General features: G+C 45.2%; 11 protein-coding genes. 4 read left to right on the forward strand and 7 right to left on the reverse strand.

Annotated elements, in window-relative coordinates:
* Positions 1-46: 46 nt before the first annotated feature.
* Positions 47-982 carry a patatin-like phospholipase RssA gene (gene rssA, locus SWOO_RS15735; RefSeq protein ID WP_012325659.1) on the reverse strand — a complete coding sequence of 312 codons (936 nt, stop codon included), beginning with the start codon at positions 980-982 and terminating at the stop codon, positions 47-49.
* Between the two features lie 160 nt (positions 983-1,142).
* On the opposite strand from rssA, the gene SWOO_RS15740 reads away from it, so the two are divergent.
* Positions 1,143-2,486 (forward strand): DEAD/DEAH box helicase, encoded by a 1,344-nt coding sequence (locus tag SWOO_RS15740; protein ID WP_012325660.1) that lies wholly within the window; start codon positions 1,143-1,145, stop codon positions 2,484-2,486.
* A 69-nt stretch (positions 2,487-2,555) separates the two neighbouring features.
* Here the strand turns inward: SWOO_RS15740 and SWOO_RS15745 are convergent, their stop codons facing one another.
* Entirely contained in the window at positions 2,556-3,005 is a 450-nt protein-coding gene (locus SWOO_RS15745) for a YHS domain-containing (seleno)protein (protein ID WP_012325661.1), read from the reverse strand.
* 178 nt (positions 3,006-3,183) lie between these two features.
* On the opposite strand from SWOO_RS15745, the gene SWOO_RS15750 reads away from it, so the two are divergent.
* From SWOO_RS15750 to SWOO_RS15760, 3 genes are all read left to right on the forward strand, one after another.
* Positions 3,184-3,630, forward strand: coding sequence for a DUF3010 family protein (locus SWOO_RS15750; protein ID WP_012325662.1), 447 nt, complete (start codon positions 3,184-3,186; stop codon positions 3,628-3,630).
* An 83-nt stretch (positions 3,631-3,713) separates the two neighbouring features.
* Positions 3,714-4,223, forward strand: a complete 510-nt coding sequence (locus tag SWOO_RS15755) for a M48 metallopeptidase family protein (protein ID WP_012325663.1) — start codon at positions 3,714-3,716, stop codon at positions 4,221-4,223.
* A gap of 94 nt (positions 4,224-4,317) precedes the next feature.
* Entirely contained in the window at positions 4,318-5,487 is a 1,170-nt protein-coding gene (locus tag SWOO_RS15760; RefSeq protein WP_012325664.1) for a helix-turn-helix domain-containing protein, read from the forward strand.
* Between the two features lie 33 nt (positions 5,488-5,520).
* Here SWOO_RS15760 and SWOO_RS26380 read toward each other — a convergent pair whose 3' ends face one another.
* From SWOO_RS26380 to SWOO_RS15780, 5 genes are all read right to left on the reverse strand, one after another.
* The gene (locus SWOO_RS26380; RefSeq protein ID WP_258955887.1) at positions 5,521-5,655 is read right to left on the reverse strand and encodes a hypothetical protein; all 135 of its coding nucleotides are present in this window, start codon (positions 5,653-5,655) and stop codon (positions 5,521-5,523) included.
* A 6-nt stretch (positions 5,656-5,661) separates the two neighbouring features.
* The gene (locus tag SWOO_RS15765) at positions 5,662-8,235 is read right to left on the reverse strand and encodes a glycoside hydrolase family 3 C-terminal domain-containing protein (RefSeq protein ID WP_012325665.1); all 2,574 of its coding nucleotides are present in this window, start codon (positions 8,233-8,235) and stop codon (positions 5,662-5,664) included.
* A gap of 311 nt (positions 8,236-8,546) precedes the next feature.
* A complete protein-coding gene (locus SWOO_RS15770; protein ID WP_049774474.1) occupies positions 8,547-9,821 on the reverse strand; it encodes a peptidoglycan DD-metalloendopeptidase family protein in 1,275 nt (424 codons plus the stop codon).
* A 321-nt stretch (positions 9,822-10,142) separates the two neighbouring features.
* Positions 10,143-13,199: an AAA family ATPase gene (locus tag SWOO_RS15775; RefSeq protein WP_012325667.1), complete on the reverse strand. Its 3,057-nt coding sequence runs from the start codon at positions 13,197-13,199 to the stop codon at positions 10,143-10,145.
* Positions 13,196-14,341 carry an exonuclease SbcCD subunit D gene (locus SWOO_RS15780; protein WP_012325668.1) on the reverse strand — a complete coding sequence of 382 codons (1,146 nt, stop codon included), beginning with the start codon at positions 14,339-14,341 and terminating at the stop codon, positions 13,196-13,198. Before SWOO_RS15780 ends, SWOO_RS15775 begins: the two co-directional genes overlap by 4 nt.
* Between the last annotated feature and the right edge of the window lie 337 nt (positions 14,342-14,678).

Consider the following 14,678-nt stretch of genomic DNA (forward strand, 5'->3'; position numbering starts at 1 on the left):
CTTCATGCGTTCGTAAAAAAGACAGTTGGATACACGAGATTAAAAATTAGTAACTTTCTAACCTTGCTTCAATCTGATGCCTTGCAAGCTTAACGGCTAACTCTCCTGCCGCGATCGCTTCTTCAGCTCGATGGAACTCCATCGTGCCGATGTCGGCAACATCAGGGATCAAGCAGATATCAGGTGGGTCACCCATCAACCTTGCACGTTTATGACGCTGCTCCAGTATGTCCATAGACTGAGACATCACTGCCAACATTCCAGGGTTTGAGCCTTTACCTAAGGTGAATTTATCCGTCAAATTGGTGACATAATCCCTGCCCCGCGCCAGCAGATCCATAAAACCAGTATCTTGATGTTCCTGCGCTTGTACACTCTCCTCGACCGACGGTTTACTGCAAGCCATATCCACAGGTAGCACCTGCATTCGGCCACGCTTTTGACCATTCAGATCAACCGCTATCACCACATCGACATCCATAGCGCGGCTTACAGAAACAGGCACAGGATTGACCACAGCACCGTCAACCAACCAGCGTTCGCCTAACTTCACCGGCGGCAGTATGCCAGGCATGGAACAAGAAGCGCGAATAGCATGACGCAGATCCCCCTCTTTAAACCAGATCTCCTGCCCTGAATAGAGATCGGTTGCCACCGCAATAAGGGGGCGATGCAGCTGCTCAATCTGAAGATCGCCTATCCGACTCTGAATCACATCAAAGACTTTTTCACCGCCAATCAAGCCTCCCTTACGCCAGCTTAGATCCATCAAGCCCAACACATCCCAGCTAGAGAAGCTACGTACCCATGTTTCCAGCTCATCAAGCTGATCGTTCGCATAAGCCGCTCCAACCAAGGCACCAATCGAGCAACCTGAGACCTTATCAGGTTTAATCCCCATCTCGGCCAATCCGTTAAGCACACCAATATGTGCCCACCCTTTAGCAGCGCCACTGCCTAATGCAATCCCAATCTTAGCCATAATCGACCCATCACTTTTATTAATGATTCCTTATATCCCGACAAACCAATATTCGCAATAACAAAAATGTGGGATAGCAAGATCAATCAACGCTTCTCTATGGCTCAACAAGATAAACTTAGGTTATAATGCTCGGTCGAACTAATCTTGGAGCACACCTTTGCAATTTACCGAATTTTCCCTGGACGCACGCCTGTTACAAAGTCTCAGTCATATGGGTATCACTACACCTACAGAGATCCAGGAGATGGCAATCCCTGTCGGTCTGTCAGGAAAAGACCTGATGGCGTCATCAAAAACAGGTTCAGGTAAAACCTTAGCGTTTTTACTGCCGGCAATGCAGAGGATCATTTCAACTAAGGCGCTCAGTAAACGTGACCCAAGAGTCCTCATTTTGCTGCCGACCCGAGAGCTTGCCAATCAGGTCTATAGCCAACTTCGTCTGTTGGTGGCTAACACACAATATAAGGCGCTTAAAATTCTTGGTGGTGAGAATTTCAATGACCAAGCTAAAGCGTTAGCCCGAGATCCACACTTTGTGGTTGCAACACCAGGTCGCCTTGCCGATCACTTAGCGCAGCATCACTTTCACTTAAACGGCTTGGAGCTGCTTATCCTTGATGAAGCAGACCGTATGCTGGACTTAGGTTTTGCCGACCAACTTAAAGCGATCAACGCCGCAGCGGATCATAAACGTCGTCAGACATTGATGTTCTCAGCGACCCTGAATCACAATGAGATTAATGAGATTGCTTCGGAGTTGCTAAAAGATCCAAAGCATGTGGCTGTAGGTGCAAGTAATATTGAAAACCAAGATATTACCCAGAAAATCTACCTGTGCGATCACTTAGACCATAAAGAAGCCCTATTACAGAGTATTCTTAAGCGCGGTGAGCAGAAACAAGTCATCATCTTTACCGCCACTCGCCAAGATACCGATAGATTAGCGAAGAAATTGGCCGAAGAGGGCTTTAATACCGCCTCACTCAGTGGCGATCTAAATCAAAGCGCTCGTAATCAGATAATGGATCAATTTAGCCGTGGCATGCAGGATATTCTGGTCACCACAGATGTCGCATCTCGTGGTCTTGATCTGCTTAATGTTTCTTTGGTGATCAACTTCGATATGCCCAAGTTTGCCGAAGAGTATGTACACAGAATTGGCCGTACAGCCCGAGCAGGAGCTAAAGGCGACGCTATCTCATTCGTCGGCCCTAAAGATTGGGTTAACTTTAAACAGGTTCAGCAGTTCTTAAGTAAAACTTTCGAATTCAGTACGATAGAAGGCCTTAAAGCTAAGTTTACCGGCCTGAAAGACAAACCTAAAGCGGGTAAAAAATCGGCTGCTAAGCCGAAACGAACTAAAGCCTCTACGAAGCAGAAAAATGCTAAACCTAAGGCTAAAGTCGTTAAAGATAAACGCTTTATCACAGGTATCGATATTGGTGATGCGCCAATGCTAAGAAAACCTAAATCTAAGCTTCAGGATACACCAGAAGATTAATGCCACATAAGTGAGCATTAAAAAGCCCTATCACAGTAAGTTGCGATAGGGCTTTTTTATTGCGAGCACTTATTTCGCCAGCTTCTTAACCCACTGCCTATTGGCTTCTTCAATGAATCTGTCGGTGTCTTCGAGCCAAGTTTCTCTAACACCTAAACTGTAATTCAGGTACAAGTTGCCGTTAATGACGCTGAAGGCTTCGGGTACCGTATCAACCACGAAACCGTGTGACATAGCATAAGCACAATATCCGCCATATTGCGGCAGATATTGCGTTGGTTCATCTTCAAATTTGGCTTGATTATCTGCAGAGCTAAAGCGCCACAACACCTCGCCATACTCACTGGTAAACTGCTCACTCCCCTTTACTGGGGCGTTCTCAACAAAGTAGGCAACAACATCATAGCCATTAATTGCAACTCCATCCTCAACATACACAGGATACTTAGTTAAACTGGTACAACCCGATAAAAAAAGCAGTAAAACAGCTAATAGATAGCCGTAAAGGTGATTACTCATCTGTTTCCCTTCCTCGTATTCTCTCTTGAAGAAAAGACCTTTAAACCTATCGCTTAATTTCAGAAGTCGCACTTTTTAATTTTATTTACTGGATTTACCCTTCAGCGAAATCTAAACGCTGACCCTAACGAGATTTCACTGTACAATAGGCATAATATTGTTTTTTTTAAGGTGTAACATGAGAGTTTGTGGCGTTGAATTAAAAGGTGGCGAAGCCATTATCTGCTTGTTGAGCTATGAAGGTGAGACTTTTAACGTGCCTGATTGTCGCCAACAATCATTTGTTATTTCACACTCAGAATCAACTGATTCTATTCGTGATTTCCACTTTGCATTCGGTAAGCTAATGCAAGACTACAGCGTTGATAAAGTGGTCGTTATCTCTCGCGAGCAGAAAGGTAAGTTGGCAGGTAGTGCCACCAGCTTTAAAGCCGAAGCCGCTATTCAACTGCTCGACATTCCAGTGATCTTAATGTCGCCAGTTACCGTCAAAGAGCGCCTAAAACGTAACCCGCCTATGGTTGATTTTGACGGTTTAGAACTTAAGCGCTTCCAAAAGCCTGCATTTGATGTAGCTTATGCCTATCACAACCAACATATCTTCAATGTTTGGGATAATGTTTAAGCCTAGCTAAAACACAGTGCGAGCCTTGCCCTATACTAGGCTCGCAATTATTATCCTTTAAGCACTGCCATTCGATTTTCACTATGACTCCACTTAAATACCTCACTGGCTACCAGCAAGAGATACAAGATCAGGTTGCAAGCCTGATCAGCAGCAATAAGCTTAAGCAGGTGCTACTCAAACGCTACCCTAAAGCACACGAGATCCGTACCGATAAGGCGCTGTATGATTACACGATGGCAATTAAAAACCAGTATCTGCGTAAGTCACAGCCCCTGTCGAAAGTACTCTTCGATGATAAGATAAGTCTAAGCCACCACGCACTAGGGTTACACTCCTATGTCTCTCGTGTGCAGGGAAGTAAAACAAAAGCCAAAAATGAGATCCGCATATCGTCACGATTAAAACGGGTACCAGAGCCATTTTTACGTATGTTGGTGGTCCATGAGTTAGCCCATCTGAAAGAGAAAGAACATAACAAAGCTTTCTATCAACTTTGCTGCCATATGGAGGGGGACTATCACCAGCTGGAGTTCGACCTTCGCCTACTACTGACTTTAGAAGATCTAGATTGTAATCCCTATCAAGCGTAAATAGCCCTCCCCTGCAGCACTGACAAGTGTATGGTTTCACGTTAATATAGGCTTACGTGGCCTATAAATAATAATAAAAATCAGCTCATCGCTTATGAAAACAGTGCTATTTAACACTCACGATCTCGTACTACTGTTCACCTTATATCAGTGCATTTTATTTGGGCTTTGTCTGCTGACATTTAAGAAAGGCAATAAGCTCAGCCATCTGTTATTAGCGCTATTTCTATTCAGTTACGCTGCGATTCCACTCGATACATTAATTAACTACGGCGAAGCATTTCGCAGTTATGCCTTAGAGGTTTCAGTCAATTTATTCTATCTGTTTGGTTACGCCTACTGGCTTGAAGCCGTATTTTTATTATTCTATGTGCGTTCATTGATTTATCGTGATTTTCGCTTCAAACCTCAGGACTTGCTATTTTTACTGCCGCTAGTACTGTATTTTTTCTACCACCTAGATACTTGGTACTGGCTGTCTGATAATGAAAAAATGCTGCAGCTACAACAAAACTATGCCGGTAATGAAGCTATTTCACAGCGTTTCATTGGCTTAGGACGGGAATGTTTTCGATTGTTTTGTGCAATCTTATGTTTCGTCGAGCTAAGGCGCTATCAATCAAGGCTGAAAGATAATTTTGCAAACTTAGAAAGCGTCGACTTGAACTGGTTAGCTATCTTAGTGATAGGATTTCTATTTATTCGTGCTGATGCGATTTTAGTGTCTCTAGCCCTGTTTTCATCATTTGAGTTTAACCATCACATTGACTATGAATTACTCGGGCTAATTTCCAATTACACAGTATTGATTTTGGTAAGCGTGCTCATCTTCTTCAGTTTACGCTTTCAAACTGGTCTTAGCGGCATTTGGCAACAACAGCGAACCGTCGACTCAGGGGCTAAATATGAGAAGCAACAACCTGATGAGTCGAGCATCGCGCAGATCAAAGCTTACATGCAACAACACAAACCCTTTCTTAATCCATTACTCACCTTAGATAGCCTTGCTTCACAACTGCAACTTTCCCCGCGGGTGCTATCGCAAATTATCAATCGCCACTTCGAACAGAACTTTTTCGAGTTTATTAATCAATATCGCATTAGTGAAAGTCAGCGCTTGCTTAGCGATGCCGCTCTAAAACACACTACGATCATAGAGATCATGGATAGATCTGGCTTCAACAGTAAAGCGACCTTTAATACTCTATTTAAAAAACGTTTAGGTAAAACCCCGAGTCAATATAGAAAACAGCAACTGCAGTAGGCTATAACCCAAAAATAGCCGTCCACCGGACTGTTACCAGCCCTCACCAGCAAAAGTAGCCAAAGAACTTGCCGTATTGCTGGCAAGTTCGGTAAAGCCACTTGAAGTTACACCAATTGGTTGAAGCATAAAAAAGGGAGCTAATCTCCCCGTTAAATCATCTTTCAAACCAGATCAATTACGATAGTTAAACTGTTTGTCCAAGCGAATATCGGCGACAGAAGCTCCTATCATCACCTTAAACTCACCCGGCTCAGCTAGCCAATCAGCGCTATTTACATCCCAGAAAGACAAATCACGTTGGTTTAGCGTCATGGTAACCATACCGGTTTCTCCCGGCTGCAGATGAATTTTACTAAAACCTTTTAGCTCTTTTGCCGGTCGCGGTACGCTAGATTCAATATCTTGCAGATACAATTGAACCACTTCACTACCAGCACTATCACCTGTATTTGTAATTTTAGCCGTCACGATTAAACTTTCGTCGCCTTTTAAGCGGTTAGCTGACAGCTTGATGTCACTATATTGAAACTGGGTGTAGGACAAGCCGTGGCCAAATGGAAACAAAGGCGTTATTTTTTGCTGCTCAAACCAACGGTAACCAATAAATACCCCCTCTTTATACAGCGACTCCACTGCATTGTAATCATCTAGCTTTATGGGGGCGGTATCTTGCAACGTCCGTGGTAAGGTGATGGGCATTTTACCGCTTGGGTTTACGTCGCCAAACAGTACATCGGCGTAAGCGTTGCCGGCCTCCATACCACCATACCAGCCCCAAACAATGGCCTGAGCCTCATCAACCCATGGCATCTCAACCGCCGAGCCACCATTCAAAAAGACCACAGTATTAGGGTTAGCTTGCAACAATTTGCTGATGACCGCATCTTGACCATTTGGCAACTTCATATCAATCCGATCAATGGCTTCTCGGTCATCGGCGTGTGATAAGCCACCAAAATAGATAACAGCATCTGCGTCTTTAGCTGCTGCAAGGTACTCAGCTTCAGGAGTAAACAGTGCGCCTGGTGCGTCCCAACCTAAGGTCACATGACCCATACCGGCATATTGCAACTCGAACTGATAGGTTTGGTTATTATCTAACTCGATTGCCTGCTCGAATACTTGCTCTTTGCCCACTTGCTCGCTCATCACTTGCTTACCATTAATCCGTAAGCTGGCTTGCCCCTTGAGTGCTAACTTCAATATATGCTCGCCTGATTCAAGCGGCTTTATGTCAGTACTCATACGCACAAACTCAGGCGCACTAGCGTTACTGGATTTGTAGCTAGAATTGGCGATCCAATCATCCTGGCGTTCAATATTGGCAAAACCATCATCTTTATATCGTATCAACTCCCATTGTGGTGTGCCGGTCCAATGGCGTGTCGCCATGTAATCTGTCGCAATGGGGGCAACGCCAGCACTATTTTGAGCCCGCATCACGGTAATATTGACGTCAGCACCGAGTTTGTTTTGCAAACCTTGCAGTGGTGAAATTTCATATAATGGCTTAACTTCAGACGATCCCCCGCCTTGACTATGTAAAACCTCTGCATTAGGGCCAAGTACTAATACATTTTTAAGCTTGCTTGCCTCCAATGGCAGCACCTTCTGTTCATTTTTTAGCAGCACAATCCCTTCACTAATGATTTTTCTGGCGGCCTGATGATGTTCAGTCGTATTACGTTGACCTGACAAACGATGTTTATCCATCATGCCTATTGATAACTGCACCCGTAAAATACGCCTGACTTTGTCGTCGAGCACGGCCATAGGAACCTTGCCAGACTCTATCATCAGCTTTAATGGTTGCGCTAAAAAGTAGTCATCAAAGCTATCAACCGCCGTACCCATTTCGATATCAAGGCCGTTCATCGCTGCATCATAGGTATTGATATCGACATTCCAATCTGTCAATAGCACCCCTTTATAGCCCCACTCACCTTTGAGAATATCCATCACCAAATGCTTGCTTTGGTTAGCATTCGTGCCGTAATAGCGGTTATATGCGCCCATGATGGTATGGGTGTTGCCTTGTTTCACCGCAGCTTCAAATGCGGGCAAATATACTTCTCTTAATGTGCGCTCATCAGGTTTCGCATCTACACCAATACGATTCAGCTCTTGAGTATTTAGCGCATAGTGTTTCACCGATGCCGCAACGTCATTTGATTGGATAGCTTTAACTGCGGGAACCACTAACTTAGCAGCCAAAAACGGGTCTTCGCCTAAATATTCAAAATTACGCCCATAAAGTGGCAATCTCGCCAGGTTAACACCGGGGCCTAAAATGACATCTTTGTTACGTTGTCGCGCTTCGCTTCCCAGTACATTGCCATGCAGCGCTGCCATTTCTCGGTTCCAGCTGGCCGCCACTGCTGTCAATGGCGGCAGATAAGTCGACTGATCGTCTTGCCAATTGGCCGAGTTCCAGCTGTAGCGCTCGATTTCATGGCGAACCCCATGAGGGCCATCAGACATCCACATTTCATGGATACCTAATCGTTCAATGGCAGCGATAGAAAATTTAGCATTAGCGTGAGTTAAAGAGATCTTTTCATCGAGTGTCATTTGAGCCAATAGGCTTTCGACATTCTGCTCGACATTGGCTAAACGTTGCTGTTTATGAGCCGACAATGGCGTGGCGGGGGTTAAAGCTAAGTTTAACGCTTGTTGTTGCTGATGACAGCCTACAGCTGTCATCAGCAACATAGATATACATACAAATAGCCGTTTGCGCTTCATCAAGTCTGATCCCCTTTTATCACAATGATTACGACACATCAGGCTTCACTCGCGATGTTTTAGCCCAATAACTGCCGTCTTGTTCGTTATGCTTTTCACCACAGTAGCAAGGCTAGGTGAAAAAAGGGTTCAAACTTAAGATTATCACCTGAATTTGAACGTTCAAATTCAGGTATGCAGACAGTTGAACTTCTACATATTTAATTTTCAATAACTTACAGTGCATCCTACTGTACTACGCTTTATCTCCATAGTGCTGACGCTCAACCAATAGACAAAAAAATACCAGCTTTCGCTGGTATTTTTATTCACTACACATCTTGTCCCATCATCATCTGACGAATCTTAACGAGTTGCTGAAACTCACTCATCTCTTTGCTCGACAGCTTACTTGCCATCGGAATATTGGCCTTCATCGGGTTAACTGGTCGGCCATTAACGTGGAACTCATAGTGAAGATGAGGCCCAGTTACTCGGCCAGTGTTCCCCGATAACGCAATCACCTGTCCCCGTGAGACTCTCTGTCCTTTGTGCACTAACGCCTTTGACAGGTGCAGATAGCGGGTACGGTATTTATTGCCATGCTCTATCACCACATAGGTGCCTGCAAATCTGTGTTTGGTGACCAAGGAGACAATACCATCACCTGGGGCGACAATTTTAGTCCCTATGGGCGTCGCGAAATCGGTGCCATTATGATGGGTAACACGCCCAGTGACTGGGTGGTGACGATTGCGATTAAAGTTAGAGCTGATACGGTAGTTTTTCTGTAACGGAATTCGCTGAAAAGCACGGGATAGACTGCGTCCCTGATCGTCATAAAAATTACCATCACTGTTTTGATATGCATTAATATCGCTACGACCACGATGAATGGTGATCCCCAAAATATCACTGGAGCCAGTGGCATTGCCATCGATAAACTGATCGTTCATCAATACGGAGAATGTATCACCCGCCCTAAGATCTCTGGCGAAGTTTAACTTCTCTTTAAGCAGAGATTCGATACGCTGGATCTCAGCCGCATTCAAACCAGCTCTTTTCGCTGAGAGGTAAAAAGATCCCTGAATATCTCCGGAAACCGTGCGGTTTTGCCAGATCCCATCAATATTAATCTCATCAACCTTATAATCACCGTCATCGAAACGACTAAATACCACCTGACGAGCCGCAGAGAAATAGAGCTCTAACTTTTGCAGCTCACCTTTATCATCCAACCAGAAGCTGATCTTATTCCCGGGTTTCAGTGTATCGAGCGCCAGTACATCCAGATCCGCTTCAAGCACATGGTACATGCTCTGCTGATCTACCCCAGCATCCACAAACAGGCCGCTTAAGGTATCGCCAGAGACAATACTCTTCACATAATCTGGTTGACTGCTCTGGACCTCGACAGGCGTTGAAGGGGTCAATTGTGCCAAAATAGCATCAATATCGAGTTCGACAGGAACACGTTGAGGCAATGATTCTTGATGACTAGGCCAAAGTATGGCTGCGCCAATCAGCAAACCTGCGCCTAACAACAATCTCTTATTAAAATTGGATTTTTGCGAAAATGATGCTGCCAGAACATTTAACTGCGGCATCTTAAAAAATGACGTTCTACGAGTATGCAACTTTAGCCCCATCTATCTTTATTATGTTTTTAACTTAACTGACATAAAACCGGAGCAATCCTGACATCAAAACATCACCTACGACTGCAATACTATTTACAATCCCCTTGGTGACTCATGCGGTTTAGTTACAAGTGTAAAAATATGAAGTAATTACGCTTAAAAAAGCACTTGCAGCCTAATTTATACCAAAAAAAAGCCAAGATACAAACTGTTTAACTGCACAAATGCCAATAATCTCTACAAGCTCAGATTGCATAGACACCAATCTGAGCTTAAGAGAAGTGACAATTAGGGCAATACTATCGACGTTTTACTGCCAAGCGCGGTTTTAAGGATATCGATACGTGTGCCTATCTGCTCTTTCATCTCAGAGACGTGGGAGATAACACCAATCATACGTCCAGCAGATTGAAGGTCCATCAAGGTGCGAATAGCAAGATCCAGTGAGTCTTGATCTAAACTGCCAAATCCTTCGTCAATAAACAGCGTATCTAGCTTAATCCCACCAGCATAAGCCTGCACAACATCAGACAATCCCAATGCCATCGACAATGCAGCCATAAAGCTCTCTCCGCCACTTAATGTCGCCACGGGTCGCACCTTAGAGGTGTAAGCATCCTCCACTTCCAGCTCTAAACCAGAAGCTTTGTTTCCCTTCGCCCTGTCCTCCTTACGTATTAAGCGGTAACGCCCTTTACTCATTAGCTGCAGACGTTGACTCGCCTCAAGCAGAACATCATCAAGCAGCACACTTAACACGAAACGTTGTAGGCTTATCTTATTGCCCGTTTGTCCATTAGCCACATCCGATAGTGTGCCGATAATGGCGTACTCATCTTCAAGCTTCTTCGCCTGATCATCCGCCTCTTTTAACTGCTTCTGGGTATGTGTTAGTTGCGTCACACGGCTCTGCAGAGTTTGCCAGCTGTTTTCTGCTTCTCCCTGTTTAGTCTGGGCGACAGCCAAGCCAGCTTCAAGCGTTGTCAATTCAGGTCTGACTTGCGCGGCCAGCTTCTCATCGAGTTGATTTAAGGAGGTTTGATTAGCGATACAGCTCTGCTGATATTGGGCTATCTCATCGCTAATCAGCTTCAACTCTTCGCTCGAGAGTAAAGCATGAGTTAATGCCTCTTTATCCTTAAAACCTGACGCCAATAAGTGCTCACTTAGCTCAGCTTGTGCTTTGTCACTTTGAATTTGAGCCTGTTCAAAACTTGACTGAGCCGACGCCAACGCGGCTTTCTGCGCCGCATCTTGTTCAAGCGCTTGGGTGTGAGCTTGGCGAATGGTATCAATTATCTGCTGCTGCGCTAAAAGAGTCTGCTTCACTTGCGCTATAGCACTCTCAAGCTGCTCTAAACTGCAATATTGCTCTGGGATCCCCCCTAACACCTGCTCCAGTTTACCTTGAAGCTCAGAGGCACGACTTTGTAGTCCATGATAATGCTCTCGCTCGGCTTCAAGTTTATCCTGTAGCCCCCGTTCCCGCGCCTGCGAGTCTTGTAGTTGTAACCTAAGCTTGGTGAGTGTTTGGGCCGCTTCATTAGCTTGATTGACCTGAAGCTGTAACTGCTGCTGATGAGCCTGTAATGAATCAGCTGAGTGAGACGACCACTCTCCTAGCCTAGATTGATATTCATCCCTTAACTTCACCTGCTCCTGCAGCTGTGCTTTTATCCCTTTGTAGTCGGAGATAACTTGATTTAACGCTTGATTTGCCGCTTCACACGCCTGCTTGCTTAGCTCCAACTGCTCCTCTGAGGGCAATGATTGCTCACTCAAAGCGGGACTGGGGTGTTCTGCACTGCCACATACTGGGCAAGGCTCACCTGGATTGAGTTTTTGTGCCAATACACTGGCTTGGCCACGATGCCAGATAAGTTGCAGCTGATCAAAATCATGCTCTTTTGCTTTAGCATCGAGACGAAGTTGTTTACCTTTCTCTTCAGCCAACAACAGTGCTTGCTGAGTTTTATCGGCATTAATGGCAACAAGTTGCCACTGCTGATAACGCTCAAATGTGTCCTGATGAGCGGTTAACGCTTGCTGTGCATTCAGCTGCTCTGCTGCTTGCTGCTCAAGTTGAGGAACCTGCAGCTCAGCCGTTACTCTCTCAAGTTGCAGCGCACTTAACGCCTCTTTGCCTTTTATCCCTTTCGCTTTTGCCTGCTCAAGTTTAATACAAGCTTGATTTAGCTCTCTTTGTAGGTTATCTAGGCCTTGAAGTTGAGGACGTAACTGGGTCAAGCCCATCTCTTCACTCTGGGCTTTTTGTAGCTTACCCTCCTCACTGCCCAAAGTATTAAACTTAGCTTGGGCAAGTGTAAGAGCTTGCTCACTTTGCAACTTGGCAGATTGAACTTGTGTCACAAGGCTCTGGGTTTGAAGCATCTCCGACTCTCGAGATTGTGACACCTCTAACACAGGTTTTATCTGCTGCGCCTTTTGGCCATTTTCAATCCGGGATTGTCGCAGCTCAATATCGACTTTCTGCTCGGCGAGTAACACTGCTGTCTGCTGTAATTTGGCTTGGGTATCAAAATCACTGATAAGCAACTTAGCCGACTCACACTGCTTATTAGCCTCTATCAATGCTGTTTTTGCCTGCTCTTTACTCGCTAACGCTTGTTCAAGCTGCGGCGTTAGCTGTGATAACTCACTATTTAACGCCTCATCAGACTCAAGCTCGACATTTTGCATAATGCCATCTCGTCTTGCCCGCTGCTCTTTGACATCATTTCTAATCGTCGATGCTTGCTGCTTTAATTTATCTTCAATTTTTCGATAAATTTGCGTCTGAAACAGCTGACTAAATATCTTCTCTCTCTCTTTCGAGTCCGCCATTAACAGCTCGCGGAACTTCCCCTGAGGTAGAACCATCACCTGACGAAATTGATCGGCATCTAAGCCAGTAAGCTGTTCAATCTCGGCGGTTGCCTCAGAGACTTTACTTGCCACCAGCAGATGCTCAGTGCCATCTTGCTCTATGCGATAAAGTTGTGCCTCCGGCTTTTGCACCGTAAAACCTTCACCACTTTTTTTAGCCCTATCCTGTTCGGGCACTCGACGAATACGATACTGCGCCTCACCTAAGCAAAAACTAAAGGTCACCTCCGTCAGTAAATTATCATCGGCAACATCGCAGCGCATCTGGCTGCCTTCGCGCTCATCACCTGTGGTTTTACCATAAAGAGCAAAGCAGATAGCATCTAAAATGGTCGTCTTACCTGCACCAGTAGGTCCGTTGATTAAAAAGAGCGGATTAGTCCCCAATGCTGAAAAATCGACCTCTTGAGTCGAGGCAAAGGGACCGAATGCTGACATTGCTAGCCTAAGGGGTCTCATGATGTGCGCTCCTGCTTATGTAGCTCATCGATAGTATCAACCATCACAGTTTGTTGCGCTTCACTCATAGGTTCACCAGACACTTGAGAGAAGAAGTCAGTAAACATGTCGAGCTCTCCCTTTTTGATCTGATCCCGTCCAATAGCAAGTTGGCTGTTATTGGCCATTAAGCCAGTACGTTCAAGATGCAACACATTAGGGTATACCTCTCTGAGTTTGCCCATGGGATCTAAAATCGCCCGCTTATCGAGTAATCTAACCATCAGGTAATCATCACGGTGAAGATCCGCTTTACCAGCCTCTAATAAGGTATCGAGTTCACCTTCGATAATGCGCACATCACGCATCGCCGTTAACGGTAACAGTTCAATGCTCGCCTCCCCTTCAGCTGTCAGCTCAACTAAGGTCACCGACTTCTTCTGGTGTTGCTCACTGAAAGAGTATTTTAAAATAGAGCCCGAGTAACGAACCTGCGGCTCCCCTTTAAATTGAGGGCCATGAAGATGACCCAGCGCCGTGTAACTAAATGGTGTAAACAGTGAAGGTGATATTTTATCCGCGCCGCCAATACTCAAAGGGCGCTCAGATTCAGACTCACTACCGCCATCAAGGAAACAGTGGCTGATCACCACTTTAGGTAGTCCTTGACTATCGTGCTTATGGACCTGTTCAAGTAGTTCAACCATCGCCTGCTCATGGGTGCTTACCTCAGACTCAAACAGATGACGTACCGTCGCCGGATCGGCATAGGGCAGACCATAAAACACCGCATCACCGGTATCTCCTTTCAGTACGATTGGAGTCAGTGTGGGCTTAAGCGGCCCGATAATATGTAAACCGCTCTCTCTCATCTGCCTAGAAGCAAAACCTAAACGCTCATGACCATCATGGTTGCCCGCTATCATGATCACAGGGATCTTCAACTCATTGACTAAACGGTTCACCACCTCATCGAGCAAGGCAACCGCATTGGCAGGCGGAATTGAGCGGTCATAGATATCTCCGGCGATGATCACTCCATCGACCTCATGAGTCACTGCCAACTCGACAATTTGTGCCAGTACATGACGCTGATCTTCAAGCAAACTTTGGTTGTGAAGTTGACGGCCAATATGCCAATCGGATGTATGGATAAATTTCATGCTTTCTCGTTTAACAATGAGGGGGAATACGCGAGAGTGTCAAAATAGACTTCCGTTTAGATTATACCCAAGCTACCTCAAGGTGCTCGTTTCAGAGCTCCCGTAGGATAGCTGAACAAGGCAGTGATTGAGGAGAATGGTTATTCCCTTGTTGATATCACTAACGCAATGCAGCGATTCTACGGGAACTCCCGAAGGGCATGGCGAGAAGCAACATTTTTCTGTGTTATGAAATATTGAATTAGAATAACTAGTCCTACTATTTCATGCCTTGAACTCTGTCACTTCTCGACATGCTGAATTCTGCACCCTGAAGTTGTTTGGGTATAGTAAGAAA

The sequence above is a fragment of the Shewanella woodyi ATCC 51908 genome (assembly GCF_000019525.1).
Taxonomy (GTDB): domain Bacteria; phylum Pseudomonadota; class Gammaproteobacteria; order Enterobacterales; family Shewanellaceae; genus Shewanella; species Shewanella woodyi.

Bases quoted from the DNA above. Each gene is read 5' to 3' on its own strand.
- rssA (WP_012325659.1), bottom strand. From the start codon at position 982: ATGGCTAAGATTGGGATTGCATTAGGCAGTGGCGCTGCTAAAGGGTGG.
- SWOO_RS15755 (WP_012325663.1), top strand. From the start codon at position 3,714: ATGACTCCACTTAAATACCTCACTGGCTACCAGCAAGAGATACAAGAT.
- SWOO_RS15750 (WP_012325662.1), top strand. From the start codon at position 3,184: ATGAGAGTTTGTGGCGTTGAATTAAAAGGTGGCGAAGCCATTATCTGC.
- SWOO_RS15770 (WP_049774474.1), bottom strand. From the start codon at position 9,821: ATGCCGCAGTTAAATGTTCTGGCAGCATCATTTTCGCAAAAATCCAAT.
- SWOO_RS15760 (WP_012325664.1), top strand. From the start codon at position 4,318: ATGAAAACAGTGCTATTTAACACTCACGATCTCGTACTACTGTTCACC.
- SWOO_RS15780 (WP_012325668.1), bottom strand. From the start codon at position 14,341: ATGAAATTTATCCATACATCCGATTGGCATATTGGCCGTCAACTTCAC.
- SWOO_RS15745 (WP_012325661.1), bottom strand. From the start codon at position 3,005: ATGAGTAATCACCTTTACGGCTATCTATTAGCTGTTTTACTGCTTTTT.
- SWOO_RS15775 (WP_012325667.1), bottom strand. From the start codon at position 13,199: ATGAGACCCCTTAGGCTAGCAATGTCAGCATTCGGTCCCTTTGCCTCG.
- SWOO_RS15765 (WP_012325665.1), bottom strand. From the start codon at position 8,235: ATGAAGCGCAAACGGCTATTTGTATGTATATCTATGTTGCTGATGACA.